This window comes from Geodermatophilus africanus, from assembly GCF_900107105.1.
Taxonomy (GTDB): domain Bacteria; phylum Actinomycetota; class Actinomycetes; order Mycobacteriales; family Geodermatophilaceae; genus Geodermatophilus; species Geodermatophilus africanus.
On the sequence record NZ_FNOT01000004.1, the window covers coordinates 205,213 to 219,919 of the forward strand.

The 14,707-nt window shown below is 75.9% G+C and carries 15 protein-coding genes; 10 read left to right on the forward strand and 5 right to left on the reverse strand.

The window, feature by feature from the left end; genetic code table 11:
* Nucleotides 1-7 precede the first annotated feature (7 nt).
* Complete coding sequence (locus BLW63_RS08740; protein WP_091153840.1) at nucleotides 8-733, reverse strand: type 1 glutamine amidotransferase family protein; 726 nt, start codon at nucleotides 731-733, stop codon at nucleotides 8-10.
* On the opposite strand from BLW63_RS08740, the gene BLW63_RS08745 reads away from it, so the two are divergent.
* Together BLW63_RS08745 and BLW63_RS08750 are read left to right on the forward strand one after the other, a co-directional pair.
* A complete protein-coding gene (locus BLW63_RS08745) occupies nucleotides 726-1,496 on the forward strand; it encodes a UdgX family uracil-DNA binding protein (RefSeq protein ID WP_280140502.1) in 771 nt (256 codons plus the stop codon). The two genes, BLW63_RS08740 and BLW63_RS08745, sit on opposite strands and share 8 nt — an antisense overlap.
* 123 nt (nucleotides 1,497-1,619) lie before the next feature.
* A complete protein-coding gene (locus BLW63_RS08750) occupies nucleotides 1,620-2,063 on the forward strand; it encodes an organic hydroperoxide resistance protein (protein WP_091153847.1) in 444 nt (147 codons plus the stop codon).
* Between the two features lie 10 nt (nucleotides 2,064-2,073).
* Here BLW63_RS08750 and BLW63_RS08755 read toward each other — a convergent pair whose 3' ends face one another.
* Both BLW63_RS08755 and pdxH read right to left on the reverse strand, forming a co-directional pair.
* Nucleotides 2,074-3,462 carry an MFS transporter gene (locus tag BLW63_RS08755; RefSeq protein ID WP_425284242.1) on the reverse strand — a complete coding sequence of 463 codons (1,389 nt, stop codon included), beginning with the start codon at nucleotides 3,460-3,462 and terminating at the stop codon, nucleotides 2,074-2,076.
* Nucleotides 3,459-4,115, reverse strand: a complete 657-nt coding sequence (gene pdxH / locus BLW63_RS08760) for a pyridoxamine 5'-phosphate oxidase (protein ID WP_091153851.1) — start codon at nucleotides 4,113-4,115, stop codon at nucleotides 3,459-3,461. The genes BLW63_RS08755 and pdxH overlap by 4 nt, the downstream gene beginning before the upstream one ends.
* Nucleotides 4,116-4,315: 200 nt before the next feature.
* On the opposite strand from pdxH, the gene BLW63_RS08765 reads away from it, so the two are divergent.
* From BLW63_RS08765 to BLW63_RS28525, 5 genes are all read left to right on the forward strand, one after another.
* A complete protein-coding gene (locus BLW63_RS08765) occupies nucleotides 4,316-5,440 on the forward strand; it encodes a citrate synthase 2 (RefSeq protein WP_091153855.1) in 1,125 nt (374 codons plus the stop codon).
* 79 nt (nucleotides 5,441-5,519) lie between these two features.
* Nucleotides 5,520-6,632 carry a phosphoserine transaminase gene (serC, locus tag BLW63_RS08770; protein ID WP_091153859.1) on the forward strand — a complete coding sequence of 371 codons (1,113 nt, stop codon included), beginning with the start codon at nucleotides 5,520-5,522 and terminating at the stop codon, nucleotides 6,630-6,632.
* 142 nt (nucleotides 6,633-6,774) lie between these two features.
* On the forward strand, nucleotides 6,775-8,226 hold the full coding sequence (locus BLW63_RS08775; RefSeq protein WP_091154814.1) for a family 14 glycosylhydrolase: 1,452 nt from the start codon (nucleotides 6,775-6,777) through the stop codon (nucleotides 8,224-8,226).
* A gap of 179 nt (nucleotides 8,227-8,405) precedes the next feature.
* Entirely contained in the window at nucleotides 8,406-9,347 is a 942-nt protein-coding gene (sepH, locus tag BLW63_RS08780; RefSeq protein WP_091153864.1) for a septation protein SepH, read from the forward strand.
* A 113-nt stretch (nucleotides 9,348-9,460) separates the two neighbouring features.
* A complete protein-coding gene (locus BLW63_RS28525; RefSeq protein ID WP_280140503.1) occupies nucleotides 9,461-9,916 on the forward strand; it encodes a YflT domain-containing protein in 456 nt (151 codons plus the stop codon).
* 71 nt (nucleotides 9,917-9,987) lie between these two features.
* Here the strand turns inward: BLW63_RS28525 and BLW63_RS08790 are convergent, their stop codons facing one another.
* A complete protein-coding gene (locus tag BLW63_RS08790) occupies nucleotides 9,988-10,797 on the reverse strand; it encodes a TrmH family RNA methyltransferase (protein WP_091153871.1) in 810 nt (269 codons plus the stop codon).
* 65 nt (nucleotides 10,798-10,862) lie between these two features.
* Between BLW63_RS08790 and BLW63_RS08795 the strand changes: the two genes are divergently transcribed.
* Together BLW63_RS08795 and BLW63_RS08800 are read left to right on the forward strand one after the other, a co-directional pair.
* Nucleotides 10,863-11,810: an NAD(P)/FAD-dependent oxidoreductase gene (locus BLW63_RS08795; protein WP_091153875.1), complete on the forward strand. Its 948-nt coding sequence runs from the start codon at nucleotides 10,863-10,865 to the stop codon at nucleotides 11,808-11,810.
* The gene (locus BLW63_RS08800; RefSeq protein WP_091153878.1) at nucleotides 11,811-12,848 is read left to right on the forward strand and encodes a hypothetical protein; all 1,038 of its coding nucleotides are present in this window, start codon (nucleotides 11,811-11,813) and stop codon (nucleotides 12,846-12,848) included. It begins immediately after the preceding gene.
* A gap of 13 nt (nucleotides 12,849-12,861) precedes the next feature.
* Here BLW63_RS08800 and BLW63_RS08805 read toward each other — a convergent pair whose 3' ends face one another.
* Nucleotides 12,862-13,674, reverse strand: coding sequence for a thioesterase family protein (locus BLW63_RS08805; protein ID WP_091153881.1), 813 nt, complete (start codon nucleotides 13,672-13,674; stop codon nucleotides 12,862-12,864).
* Nucleotides 13,675-13,701: 27 nt separating this feature from the next.
* On the opposite strand from BLW63_RS08805, the gene BLW63_RS08810 reads away from it, so the two are divergent.
* Nucleotides 13,702-14,670 (forward strand): aldo/keto reductase, encoded by a 969-nt coding sequence (locus BLW63_RS08810; RefSeq protein ID WP_091153885.1) that lies wholly within the window; start codon nucleotides 13,702-13,704, stop codon nucleotides 14,668-14,670.
* The last annotated feature ends 37 nt before the right edge of the window (nucleotides 14,671-14,707 follow it).

Sequence of the window (14,707 nt, forward strand, 5' to 3'; positions counted from 1 at the left end):
GCCGACGCTATCGGGCGCCGGGGGAGGGCAGCCGGTCCCCGGCGCGCGACGCCGTGACGGTCACCGCCGCGCCGCCGCCGTCCACCAGCCAGGCCGTGCCGTGCCCGGCGACCCGCGCACCGTCGCCGTCGAGGTGGACGGCGGTGTCCTCGTCCAGCGCCAGGCCCCGCCCGCCGCCGGCCAGGACGGTGAGCAGCCGCGGCAGGGTGCCCCACTGCGCGCAGTGCACGTCGACGGTCCACGGCACCACGCCCAGGCCGTCGACGACGGACACCTCGTCGAGGTCCTCCGCGGCGTCCTCCGGGCAGACGCGGACGCCACCGGCCCGCCACCCGCCGACCACGGCCCGCCCGGCGGCCACCGCGGCCCCCGCGGAGAACCCGGCGTAGGGCCGCTCCCCCGCGGCCAGCCAGGCCCGCAGCTCGCCGACCACCGGCGCCAGCGCGTCCGCGTACGCCGGGGTGAGCCCGCCGCAGACCAGCAGGGCGTCGGCGTCGCCGAGGGCGGCCACGTCGAGCCGCCCGCCCAGCGGCACCAGCACCGGGACCGGCTCGCACGGGGCGGTCCGTCGCAGGACCTGCGCCCACCGGGCGGACTGCACCTCGCCGTCCCCCTCGTCGAGCACCAGCGTGGCGACGGTGGGCGCGGTGCCCGCGGCCTCGAGGAAGGGCCCGTACACGGCGGCGGCGGCCGACGGGTCCCAGCCCCCGCCGATCAGGTGGACGGTGGGCACGGGGCCTCCTCGGGTCGGCGGACGAGCCGCGACAGTCTGCCCTGCGGCGCGGCCGCATCTGCGGTCTCATCGGGCCATGAGCCAGGAGAACGTGCCGGCGCAGCCGCCCACCGGTGTCGGGCTGGACGGGCTGCGGGCCGCCGCGGCCGGCTGCCGGGCCTGCGAGCTGTGGGAGCCGGCCACCCAGACGGTGTTCGGGGAGGGCCCGGAGACCGCGCGCGTGGTCTTCGTCGGCGAGCAGCCCGGCGATCAGGAGGACCGCAAGGGCGAGCCGTTCGTCGGCCCCGCGGGCCGGCTGCTGGACCGGGCCCTCGGGGATGCCGGCATCGAGCGACGAGACGCCTACATCACCAACGCCGTCAAGCACTTCCGCTTCACGCCGACACCCAAGCGGCGGATCCACCAGACGCCCGGACCCGAGCACCTGCGGGCCTGCCGCCCCTGGCTCGAGGCGGAGTTCGCCGTCCTGCAGCCGGAGGTGGTCGTCTGCCTGGGCGCCACGGCAGCCAAGGCGCTGATCTCGCCGTCGTTCCGGATCACCAAGGAGCGGGGGCAGCTGCTCCCCTGGACCCCGCCGGGCGTGGCCCGCGCGGAGGCCGGCGACGACAGCCCCGCGGACGACGACGAGGACGCGCCGCACCAGACCTGGATGCTGGCCACCACCCACCCCTCGGCGATCCTGCGGACGCCGGACGAGGCGCGCGCTGCGGCCTACGACGCGCTGGTGGCCGACCTGCGAGTGGTGGCGCACGCCCTGGCCTGAGCACGCCCTGGCTTGAGGAGGCCTCCGGCCTCCCTGCAGGGTCCCGCCGCGAAGCTTGCGGGGAGTGGGGGGCAGGGAGGTCCTTCTCCTGCGCGGATGCCGCCCGGCGGGTAGGACGGTCGCATGGACCGCGTCTACACGGCCGAGGCAACCGCGTCCGGAGCCCGCACCGGGGAGGTCCGATCCTCCGACGGCCGGCTCGCCGCCAGCCTGTCCCGCCCGGCGGAGATGGGCGGGGACGACGGCCCGGGCACCAACCCCGAGCAACTGTTCGCCGCCGGCTACGCCGCCTGCTTCCACAGCGCGATGCGCTTCGCGCTCCGGGACCTCGGGCTGACCCCGCAGGCGCTCGAGGGCTCCTCGGTGACCGCCGAGGTGCACTTCCTCCGCGCGGCACCCGGCGACTTCGGCCTCGCCGTCGACCTCCGGGCGCGGCTGCCGCAGCTGGACGACGAGCGGGCCCGGCAGCTGCTGGAGCGGACGCACACCATATGCCCGTACTCGCGGGCCACGGCGGGCAACGTCGAGGTCGGGCTGCACGTCGTCCCGGCGGCCTCGGCCGCCTGAACCAGGCCGCTCAGCCGCGCGCGGACGGCTGCGCCGAGCGGGAGACGCGGAACGCCCAGAACGACGGCACGACCAGCGCCACGACGACCATCGCGGCGATCACCACCACGCCGCCGGAGGCCATCGCCGTCGTGACGCCCGCGGCGCTCGCGAGCGCGCCGGCCCGCAGGTCCCCCAGCCGGGGCCCGCCGGTGACCACCACGATGAACACGCCCTGCATCCGCCCGCGCATGTGCTCGGGCGCGGCCAGCTGCAGCATCGACGAGCGGAGCACCGCGCTCACCATGTCGCCGGCGCCCGCGATCGCGAGGCAGACCACGGCCAGCCACAGCGTCGGCGCGAACCCGAAACCGATGATCGCCACACCCCACACGGCGACCGCGACGACGACGACCGCACCCTGCCGGTCCACGCGCGACACCCAGCCCGACGTCAGCCCCATGAGCAGCGCACCGATCGAGACGCCGGCGAACAGCCAGCCCAGGCTGTTCGCCGAGTCGGCGTAGCGGCCCTCCGACAGCTCCGGGAAGACCGCCTGCGGCCAGGCGAAGAGCATCGCGACCACGTCGACGACGAAGGTCATCAGCAGCACCGGCTGGGTGCGCAGGAAGGCGAACCCCGCAGCCACGCCGCGCACGGCCGCGCCCAGCCGCAGCGGCCCGGCCTCGCGCCCCGGGGGCAGCGGCGGCAGCCCGCGCAGCAGCAGGACGGCGACCAGGAAGCCGAGCGCGTCGACGGCGTAGGTGACCGGCAGGCTGCCGACGGCGATGAGCAGCCCGGCCAGCAGCGGGCCGGCGATGACCCCGACCTGGCGCACGGTCATCGCCAGCGCGTTCGCCGCCGGCACGCCCGCCGTCCCGACGAGCGCGGGGATGACGGCGCTGCGGGTGGGCTGGTTGACCGCGGTGAACCCGGAGAGGCAGGCGGTGAGCACCCACAGCAGCGCCAGGCTGCCGCCCCCGGGCAGCAGCGCCTGCGCCGCCAGCAGCGCGCTGGTCACCGCCGAGCCGGCACCGGTGACCAGCATCAGCCGCCGGCGGTCCATCGAGTCGGCGATCGCGCCGCCGAGCAGGCCGAAGACGACCAGCGGCACGAGCGCCACCACCGAGGTGACGCCGACCAGCAGGGAGGAGCCGGTGAGCGCGTAGACCTGGTACGGGACGGCCACCAGGGTCATCTGCTGGCCGAGCATCGTGGCGGCCACGCCCCAGAACAACCGCCGGTAGTGCGGGTTGCGCAGCGGGGTGGTGTCGATCGCCCAGGCGCGGCGGCGACGGTGGCCCCGCTGCAGGGACCCGCGCCGAGCCCTTGTCGGCCTCTCTGCAGGGGCCCGCCGCGAGCCTGCGAGCGGTGGGGGGCGGAGAGGTCCTTCCTGGGGGGCAGCGGGGTCCTTCTTCACGGCGCGAGCCGCTGGACGACCCAGCCGCCCCCCTCCTCGTCGTCGCGCGCGAAGCGCAGCCGGTCGTGCAACCGGTCGGCCCCGCCCTGCCAGAACTCGACGGAGTCGGGCACCACCCGGTAGCCGCCCCAGACCTCGGGTCGCGGCAGCTTCCCGCCCGCGGTGTCGGCGTCCAGCCGGCGCAGCCGCTCGACCAGCTCCTCGCGCGAGTCGACCGTCGTCGACTGGAGGGAGGCGGCGGCCGCCAGCTGCGCGCCGCGGGGGCGGGGGTCCCAGAGGTCGTCGCTGGCGGTGTCCCCGACGCGCTCGACCCGGCCGGTTACCCGCACCTGCCGCTGCAGCGCGTGCCACGGGAAGACCAGGGCCGCGCGGGGGTTGACCGCGAGCTGGGCCCCCTTGGCCGAGGCGTAGCTGGTGGCGAACACGAAGCCGGCCTCGTCGTAGCCCTTGATGAGCACGATGCGCGCGTCGGGTGCGCCGTCGGCGTCGGCGGTGGCGACCACGACGGCGTTGGGCTCGGGCAGCTCCGCGGCGACGGCGTCGGCGAACCAGCGGTCGAACTGCTCGACCCACGTGGCGGCGAGGTCGTCCTCGCGGAGGCCCCGGGTCTCGTAGTCCCTGCGCATGCGGGAGAGGTCGGGCACGACCTCCATGCTGTCACCCGCCTGCCCCGCGAGATCTGCACAGTGGTGGTCATCGGGCACCCGATGACCACCACTGTGCAGATCTCGTCGGGAGGGAGCCGGCCCCGCCCCGGGTGCCCCCGGCGCGTCGGCACGGCTTAGGGTCGCAACCGCAGTCGTGCGCCGCCCCCCGTGCGCGCACGAGTCCCGCGCGCAGAGGAGCATGCGAGATGGCGGACGACTTCGTACCCGGCCTGGAGGGCGTCATCGCCTTCGAGACGGAGATCGCCGAACCCGACAAGGACGGCGGCTCCCTCCGGTACCGCGGCGTCGACATCGAGGACCTCGTCGGCAAGGTCACCTTCGGCAACGTGTGGGCGCTGCTGGTCGACGGGAAGTTCGGGCCGGGCCTCCCGCCGGCCGAGCCGTTCCCGATCCCGGTGCACAGCGGTGACGTGCGCGTCGACGTCCAGGCTGCGCTCGCCATGCTGGCCCCGTTCTGGGGCTACCGCCCGCTGCTGGACATCGACTCCGAGACCGCCCGCGACCAGCTGGCCCGGGCCGCGGTCATGGCACTGTCCTACGTGGCGCAGTCCGCCCGCGGCATCGGCGTCCCCGCGGTGCCGCAGTCGCGCATCGACGAGGCCGCCACCATCGTCGAGCGGTTCATGGTCCGCTGGCGCGGCGAGCCCGACCCCCGCCACGTCGCCGCCGTCGACGCCTACTGGACGTCGGCCGCCGAGCACGGCATGAACGCCTCCACCTTCACCGCCCGCGTGATCGCCTCGACCGGCGCCGACGTCGCCGCCTCGATGTCCGGCGCGATCGGCGCGATGTCCGGCCCGCTGCACGGCGGCGCTCCCTCCCGGGTGCTGCACATGCTCGACGGCGTGGAGCAGGTCGGCGACGCGGACAAGTACGTCAAGGACCTCCTCGACCGGCACGAGCGGCTCATGGGCTTCGGCCACCGGGTCTACCGCGCCGAGGACCCGCGCGCCCGGACGCTGCGCAAGGCCGCCAAGGAGCTCGGCGCTCCGCGCTTCGAGGCCGCGCTGGCCCTCGAGCAGGCCGCCCTGAGGGAGCTGCGCGAGCGGCGTCCGGACCGGCCCATCGAGACCAACGTGGAGTTCTGGGCGGCGATCGTCCTGGACTTCGCGGACGTCCCCAGCCACATGTTCACCTCGATGTTCACGTGTGCCCGCACCGCCGGCTGGTGTGCGCACATCCTCGAGCAGAAGAACACCGGGCGGCTCGTGCGGCCGTCGGCGCGCTACATCGGCCCGGGCCCGCGCAAGCCCGAGGAGGTCGAGGGCTTCGACACCATCAAGACCAAGCCCATCGACCAGCCGGCCTGAAACGGCCCCGTCCCGGGTCCCGCCCTGAGCCTGCGAAGGGTGGGGAGGACGGGGTCCTTACCGAGAGGCACGCCCCCGGATGAGCATCACCATCCCCGCCGACCTCCTGCCCTCCGACGGCCGCTTCGGCTGCGGCCCGTCGAAGGTGCGCCCCGAGGCCCTCGAGGCGCTGGCCGCCAGCGGGGCCACCCTCATGGGGACCTCCCACCGGCAGGCCCCGGTCAAGGGCCTGGTCCGCCAGGTGCGGGAGGGGCTGACCCAGCTGTTCGACCTGCCCGACGGGTACGAGGTCGTCCTCGGCAACGGTGGGACGACGGCGTTCTGGGACGCCGCGATCATCGGGCTGGTCCGCGAGCGCAGCGCGCACGGCAGCTACGGCGAGTTCTCCGCGAAGTTCGCGACCGGCGTGGCCGAGGCGCCCTTCCTCGCCGACCCGGTGATCGCCCAGGCCGCGCCCGGCTCGCTGGCGCTGCCCACCGCCGCCGACGGCGTCGACGTCTACGCATGGGCGCACAACGAGACCTCCACCGGCGTCATGGCCCCGGTGCAGCGACCGCACAACACCGACGACGCGCTGGTGCTCGTCGACGCCACCAGCGCCGCCGGCGGGCTGCCGGTCGACGTCACGCAGACCGACGTGTACTACTTCGCGCCGCAGAAGAACTTCGGTGGGGACGGCGGGCTGTGGGTGGCCCTCATGTCGCGCGACGCCCTCGACCGGATCGCCGAGATCAAGGCCTCGGGCCGCTGGGTCCCCGGCTTCCTCGACCTGTCCATCGCCGTCGACAACTCGGCCAAGGACCAGACCTACAACACCCCGGCCGTCGCCACGCTGTTCCTGCTGGCCGACCAGATCCGCTGGCTGCTCTCGCTCGGCGGGCTCTCCGGCGCGGTCGCGCGGACCCAGGACTCGTCGAGCCGGCTCTACGGCTGGGCGGAGCAGTCGTCGTTCGCCACGCCGTTCGTCGCCGACCGCGACCACCGCTCCTACGTCGTCGGCACCATCGACTTCGACGAGTCGGTGGACGCCGCCGAGGTGGCGAGGGTGCTGCGCGCCAACGGCGTCGTCGACGTCGAGCCCTACCGGAAGCTCGGCCGCAACCAGCTGCGGGTCGGCATGTTCCCCGCCGTCGACCCGGACGACGTCAGCGCGCTGACCGCCTGCATCGACTTCGTCGTCGCGAAGCTGTGAGCGAGGCCCCTTGCGGGAGCCCACCGGAGGTGGACCCCGCGGGGGGCCGGCACGCAGCGTGTCCACGACGACACGCCGCCCCGGGACGGACCGTTCGCCACCGGCCGTGGACGCCGGCCGGGCAGCTGGCAGCATCGCCGGTGTGAGACGCGTCACCACGGCCCTCGCCGTCCTCGGGCTGGTGCTCGCCGGCACCGGCACCGCCCAGGCCGCGCCCGGGGACGGGCCGGTGCCGCCCGGGCCCGTGGCCCTCGGCAACCCGGAGTTCACCGCCAACGTGATGGCGCCGCTGAAGGTGACCGACTGGGCCGCCTTCGAGGCCGACCTCGCGACGGTCGCCGGCTACGGCGTGGACGCGGTCAGCGTCGACGTGTGGTGGGGCGACGTCGAGGGCGCGGCGGACAACCGCTTCGACTGGGCCTACTACGACCGCGTCTTCGCGACCGTCACGGCCGCGGGCCTGGACCTCGCGCCGATCCTGTCGTTCCACCAGGCCGGCGGGAACGTCGGTGACGACTACACCAGCCTGCTGCCGCCCTGGCTGTGGGAGAAGTACGCCGGCGTCACCCACCGCGGCGTCCTGCTCGGCCCGACCGGCCTCCAGCACCGGAGCGAGCAGGGCAACCACAGCCGCGAGAGCGTGCAGGGCTGGGCCGACCGCGTCGTGATGGGCGAGTACCGCGACTTCACCCGGGCCTTCGAGCAGCAGTACGGCGACCGCTACGCCGACGAGGTCGTCGAGGTCAACGTGTCGCTCGGCCCGTCCGGCGAGCTGCGCTACCCGTCCTACAACCAGCACGACGACGGCACCGGCTACCCGACCCGTGGCGCGCTGCAGGCCTACTCGCCGCTGGCCGTGCGCGACCTGCAGGAGTCGGTGCTGCGCCGCTACGGGTCGCTGGCGGAGGTCAACCGCGCCTGGGGCACCGACCTGCGGTCGGTGGACGAGATCGGCCCGCCCGCGGACGCCGAGGCCTTCTTCACCGGCCTGGCCTACCGGGACACGCAGTACGGCCGCGACTTCGTCGACTGGTACAACGGCTCGCTGGTCGACCACGGCGAGCGGGTGCTGCGCACGGTCGTCGCGACCCTCGGCGGGGACTTCCCGGAGGCCGACATCGGCTACAAGGTGCCGGGCATCCACTGGCAGATGACCCACCCCGTCCACCCGCGGGCCACCGAGGTCACCACCGGGCTCGTGCAGACCAGCGTCGACCTCGACTCGTGGGCGACCGGGCACGGCTACCAGCGGATCGTGGAGCTGGCCAACCGCTTCGACGGCGGCGCACGCGAGGTGGTTCTGCACTTCACCGCGCTGGAGATGGACGACCAGCCCGGTCCCGAGGCGTACTCGCTGGCCCAGACCCTGGTCGGCTGGATCGGCGACCACGCGTACCGCGCCGGCGTCGGGCTGAAGGGCGAGAACGCGCTGGCCGGCGGCGTCCAGTCGAACGAGGGCTGGGACAACATCGAGGAGGCCTTCGCGACGTGGGGCTACCTCGGCCTCACCGTGCTCCGGATGAGCGACGTCGCCTCGGGCACCGGGCAGCGCCGGTACGCGGAGTTCATCGCGGAGTACGGCCCCGCCGCGTGAGGGAGGCGCCCCCTGACCCCCGCCACCCGCAACGGACCCCGCAGGGCGGCCGGCGCGCCACGCCGGGCGAGCCTGCCGACGCGCTCCCGCGCGCGCGGATAGCCTCGGCAGCGGACCTCCCCGTCCCGGGGCCGGTCCGCCCGCCGTCCCGACCCGAGCACCGACCCAGGAGGCCGCCCATGCGTCAGCTGCGGCTGGTGGCGCTCTCCGACGACGGCAGCAGCCTCGTGCTCGCCATCGACGGCACCGAACCCGGTGAGGAGGGCGAGCGGTTCGAGCTGCCGATCGACGAGCGGGTCCGCGCCGCCGCGCGCGGCGATGCCCGCCGGCTCGGCCAGATCGACGTGGAGATCGGCGCGACGCTGCCGCCGCGGGTGATCCAGGCCCGCATCCGCGCCGGCGAGACCCCGGAGCAGGTGGCGCAGGCCTCCGGCATCCGGGTGGAGCGGATCATGCGCTTCGCCCACCCGGTGCTGCAGGAGCGCGAGCGGGTGGCCGAGCAGGCGCGCGAGGCCCGGGTGCGGCTGTCCGAGGGGACGCCGACGGTCCCGCTGCAGCAGTTCATGTCCGAGCGGCTGCGGCTGCTGGGCGCCGACCTCGACGCCGTCCGCTGGGACGCCCACCGCGCCGGCGACGGCGTCTGGCAGGTCACCGCCGCCTGGCAGGCCGGCGCCAAGTCCGGCGTCACGCGCTGGGCCTACGACATCCCGGCCCGCACCGTGAGCCCGGTCGACGCAGCCACCACCGACTTCGCCGAGGGCACCCGCCTGGTCCGCGTCGTCCCGCACGTGCCCGCCGAGCGCTCCATCCCGGTGCGCAGTCGGCCGGTCGTCGTCGTCCCCGACGAGGACGACGTCGCCGCCCCTGCCTCCTCCCGGCTCGCCCGCGACGAGGACGACGAGCCGGCCGGGGACGACGACGTTCGCCCGGTGCTGCCTCCCGACGGCTCTCCCGCCGAGGCACCCCGCCGCGCCGAGGCGCCGGTCGACGAGGACGACATCAGCGAGCACGACACCGTCGTCCTGGGCCGCCCGGGCGGCGACGGGGACGACGACGAGGACCCGCGCGCCCGCATCCCGGCGTGGGAGGACATCGTCTTCGGGGTCCGCCGGCACCGCTGACCTGCAGTTCCCCGTACGGTGCGGCCCGGCTACGGGTGACGGCGGCCACTCCGAGGGCAGGTGTCCACGCGGAACGGCCGGGTACCACGAGGAGCATGTCAGCCTCGGTGTCCATGCCTCTCGGCGGCGTGCAGGTCGGTTCCTTCGACAGCTACGAGCAGGCCCAGGCCGCCGTCGACTTCCTCTCCGACCAGAAGTTCCCGGTGGAGAACGTCACGATCATCGGCTCGGACCTGCGCCAGGTCGAGCGGGTCACCGGCCGGCTCACCTGGGGCCGGGTGCTCGCGGCGGGTGCGGCCGGCGGCGCCTGGTGGGGCCTGTTCGTCGGCCTGCTGCTCGGCATCTTCGCCGTCGACGGCTCCGCGTGGTTCGGCTCGATCCTGACCGGCCTGCTCATCGGTCTGGTGTTCGGCGCGCTGTTCGCCGCGCTCGGTTACTCCGCCACCCGGGGACGGCGTGACTTCACCAGCACCAGCACGGTGGTCGCCAGCCGGTACGACATCATGTGCAACCCCGCCCGCGCCGAGGAGGCCCGGGCGCACCTGGCTCGCTTCTCGCTCCGCGGCTGACGGAAGGACCCCCGTCCTCCCCACCCTTCGCAGGCTCAGGGTGGGCCCCTGGACGGGGCCGTTCCAGGACGTCACCTGAGGGTGGCGAAGGCCACCGCGGCGGCCGCGGCCACGCCCAAGGAGTCGACTCCTGCCCGCATCGGTATGCGCGCCCGCACCCGGGCGGCCCGCTGCGCCTGCGGGGTCAGCCCCGGCCCCTCCGCTCCGAGCAGCACCGCCGTCCGCGGGTGTGCCCGCGGGTCCACCTCGGCCAGGTCGACCGCGTCGGCGGCCGGGGTCAGCGCCACGGTCAGGTAGCCGGCGTCGTGCAGCCGGTCCAGCCCGGCGGGCCAGTCGGTCAGGACGGCGAACGGCAGCGCCAGCACGTGGCCCATCGAGACCCGCACCGACCGGCGGTAGAGCGGGTCGGCGCAGCGCGGGTCCAGCAGCAGCCCGTCGACGCCGAGGGCCACCGCCGAGCGGGCGATCGAGCCCAGGTTCTCGGCGTCGTTGAGCCCCTCCAGCACGGCCAGCCGCCGGGGCGCGGCCGGGTCCGGGCCGGCCAGCAGCGCGCCGAGGTCGGCCGCAGGACGGCGGTCGGCCGAGGCAAGCACCCCCCGGGTCAGCCGGAAGCCGATGACCTCCGAGAGCACCCACGTGTCCGCCTCGTAGGCCGCGACCCCCTCGGGCAGGTCGAGCGCCGCCACCCGCCCGGGCACGCCCAGCACCGCGCGCACCCGGTAGGGCGAGGCCAGCAGCCGCTGCACCGCCGGGACGCCCTCCACGATGACCGGGCCGGTGCCGCGCTCGGTGCCCGGCCGCCGGTCCCCGGCCTTGAGGTCGCGGAAGTCGGCCACCCGCGGGTCGTCCGGGTCGGTGATCGTCGCGGGGTCGTGCGGCACGGCGCCGATCCTGGCAGGCCGCCTCCAGCGGGCGGCCGCGCCGTCCGGACCGCAGGATCGTCGGCGTGCCCTCCTCCCCCGTGACCGTCGTCGGCGCCGGCATCGCCGGGACCGCCTGCGCCCGAGCCCTGGCCGGCGCCGGCGTACCCGTCCGCGTCCTGGACCGCGGCCGGCGGCCCGGCGGGCGGATGGCCTCCCGGACCCTGTCCGAGCGCACCGTCGACCTCGGCGCCTCGTACCTCACCGCGCAGGAGGGCTCGCCCTTCGCCGCCGTGGTCGCGGACTGGGTCGCGCGCGGCCTGGCCCGCCCGTGGACCGACACGTTCGCCGTCGCCGGGCCCGACGGCCTGCGGTCCACCACCACCGGGCCGGTCCGCTACGCCGCGCCGGCCGGGCTGCGCTCGCTGGTCGCCGACCTGGCCACCGGCCTGGACGTCGAGAGCGGGCGCACGGTCGCCGCCGTCGGCCCCGGCCCGCGGGTGGACGGCGACGAGGCGCCGGCCGTCGTCCTGGCCATGCCCGATCCGCAGGCCCGCCGGCTGCTGGACGCCGACACGGCCGGGCGGCTGGTCGACGACCGGCCGTGGGAGCCGTCGCTGGCCGTCGTCCTCGGGTGGCCGGAGCGGCACTGGCCGGCCGACCTGCACGGCGCGTTCGTCCAGGACGACCGGGCGGTCACCTGGGTCGCCGACGACGGCGACCGGCGGGGGGACGGCGCCCCGGTCCTGGTCGCGCACACCACCGCCGCGCTCGCGGCCGCCCACCTCGAGGACCCGGACGCCGCCGCCGGCCCGGTCGCCGGCGCGGTCGGCCGGGCGCTGGGCATCGACGTCGCGCCGGCCTGGACGGCGGTGCAGCGCTGGACGTACGCGCGGCCGGCCGAGCCGCGCGAGGAGCCGTTCGGGCTGGCCGACGGGATCGGCGTCTGCGGCGACGGGTGGTCCGCGCCGTCCCGGGTCGAGAGCGCCTGGACGTCGGGACACCTGCTGGGCAGCGAGCTGGGCGGCCGCTGAGTGCCCGCCGGCCTCGCGCCTCCCCCGGGCCCGGCCGACCAGACCGCCGAGGCGCAGCGCTCCGACGGCTCACCGGCCAAGGCCGCGCTGCGCGGGATCGGCCTGCCGGCGGCCGTGGCGGTCGCGGTGGGCACCCTGCTGGTCGTGGTCTACCTGGCCGCCTTCCCGACCGCGGCGCCGCACGACCTGCCCGTGGGCGTCGTCGGGCCGGCTCCCGCGGTCGTCGAGGTCCGGCAGGCGCTGGCGGAGGCGCAGCCCGGCGCCTTCACGCCGGTCGGGCTGCCCGACGCCGGTGCGGCCGAGCGGGCGGTCGCGTCCGGGGAGGTCTACGGGGCGCTGGTGCTCGAGGGCCCGACGCCGCGCCTGCTCGTCGCCGGGGCCCACGGCCAGGGGGTGACGCAGGACCTCGCCCAGGCCCTGGGCCCGGCGGCCGAGCGGGTCGGGGCGCCGCCGGCCGTCACCGACGTCGCGCCGCTGGCCGCCGGTGACACCCGGGGCCGGGCGATCGACCACACCGCGTTCGGCGTGGTGCTCGGGGGCTTCCTGTTCGGCATCACCAGCTACCAGGTCGCCCCGAAGCTGCGGCTGCTGCTGCGGCTGCTCAGTGCCGTGCTGTTCGCCGCCGCGGCCGGGCTGCTGGGAGCCCAACTGTCGGTGCGGGTGTTCGCGGCCGTGCCCGCGGGCTTCTGGCCCGTCGCCGGCCTGGTGGCACTGCTCGCGCTGGCGTCCGGGGCGGCGGCCGCGCTGGCGCTGCGCGTGCTGGGTGGCGCGGGCACCTTCATCGCGACCGCGGTGCTGCTGACCCTCGGCGCGGCCACGAGCACCGGCAGCTTCCCCGCCGCGTACCTGCCCGGCTGGCTCGAGCCGCTCGCCGGCACCCTGCCGCCCGGCGTCGCGGTGCGGGCCCTGCGCGGCCTCGCCTACCTCGAGGGGGACGGCGTCGCGCGGGCGGTGCTGGTCCTGGGCGCCTGGTGCGTCGTCCCGGCGCTGGTGGTCCTGCTGGCCGACACCGTCTCCCGCCGGCGCGGCTCGGGCTGAGCCGCGCAGGCGCTCAGCGCGCCACCCGGGCCAACTGGCGGGCCTGGGCGACCAGCCGGCCCTCGGCGTCCCAGATCCGGCACTCCTCGTCCGCCCAGCCGCCGGCCACCTCGGTGGAGCGCGACTCGACCAGGCACCAGCCCGGCGCCGGCAGCGCGCGGACCAGCACCTGCAGCTGCACGGTGGGCGCCCAGCCCGGCCGGCCGACGGCGAAGGCGGTGGGCGGCAGGGCGTCGGCGAACAGCAGCAGCGCCAGCGGGTCGGGCGCTCGACCGTCGGCCAGCCGGATCCACGACCGCAGCACCCGCTCGTCGGAGAACCGGCCGACCGTCCAGCCCGCCGTCGCGGGGTCCAGCCGGGTGTCGATGTGCCGGACCAGCCCGACGGCCGGCCCGGCGCCGGTGGTCCGGGCGGCCACGCAGTCGTCGGGGGCGGGCAGCCGCGGCGCGGGGTTGACGGTGTACTCGGCCGGCTCGGTGCCGAGGCGCGCCGTCGTCACCTGGACGGCGAGCGACGGGCCGGCCTCCCCGCCGAGCGTCACCGAGCAGTGCGCCAGCGTGCGCCCGGCCGGGCCCGGCGTGACGGCGAGGTGGGCCGGCCCACCGGCAGTGGCCCGCAGGTAGCCGGCCGAGAGCGCCACCGGGTGCGGGTGGGGGCTGTCCAGCACGGCGGCGCGGGCCGCGACCGCCAGCAGGTAGCCGCCGTTCAGGACCCCGCCGCCGACGTCCCAGCCGGGGTCGAGGTCGGCGACCAGTCCCCCGCCCTCGGCGCGGCGCACGGCCGTGGCGGCGTCGAAGGCGGACGGGGTCCCAGGCGTCTGCGGCACGCCCGGGAGCCTGCCAGGCTGTCGTCCGTGGACTACACGCACCTGGGACGCAGCGGCCTGTCGGTCTCCCGCCTGTGCCTCGGCACGATGAACTTCGGGTGGAAGACCGAGGAGTTCGACGCCCACGCGATCATGGACCGGGCGCTGGCCGAGGGCGTCAACTTCTTCGACACCGCGAACGTCTACGGCTTCGACGCGGGCAAGGGGCGCACCGAGGAGGTGCTCGGCAGCTGGTTCGCCCGGGGCAGCGAGCGCCGCGAGAAGACGGTGCTGGCCACCAAGGTCTACGGCTCGATGACCGACTGGCCCAACGACACGTTCCTCTCCGCCCGGAACCTGATCCGGTCGTGCGAGGCCTCGCTGCGCCGGATGCAGACCGACTGGATCGACCTCTACCAGTTCCACCACGTCGACCCGTCCACGCCGTGGGACGAGATCTGGCAGGCCTGCGAGGCGCTGGTCGCGCAGGGCAAGGTCCTCTACGTCGGCTCCTCCAACCACGCCGCCTGGCAGCTCGCCGTGGCGAACGAGGCGGCCGCCCGCCGGCACTTCCTGGGCCTGGTCAGCGAGCAGTCGCACTACAACCTGCTCACCCGGCACGTGGAGCTCGAGGTGCTGCCGGCAGCCCGGCACTACGGCGTCGGGATCATCCCGTGGAGCCCTCTCGCGCAGGGGCTGCTGGCCGGTGTGCTCGGCGACCAGGCCGGCGACCGCCGCCGTCAGCAGCACAACCGCGAGCGCATCGAGCAGCACCGGTCCGCGCTGCAGGCCTACGAGGACGTCTGCCGCGAGTGGGGTTCCGCGCCGGCGGACGTCGGGGTCGCCTGGCTGCTGCACCAGCCGGCGGTGACCGCACCGATCGTCGGCCCGCGCACGATGGAGCAGTTCGAGGGCTCGCTGCGGGCGCTGGACGTGCGGCTCGACGAGGCTCAGCTGAGTCGGCTCGACGAAATCTTCCCTGGTTACCGCGCGGCGCCGATGGAGTACGCGTGGTGATGTTCTGGCGTCTGTAGCCCCATAGCGTCACGTTCTC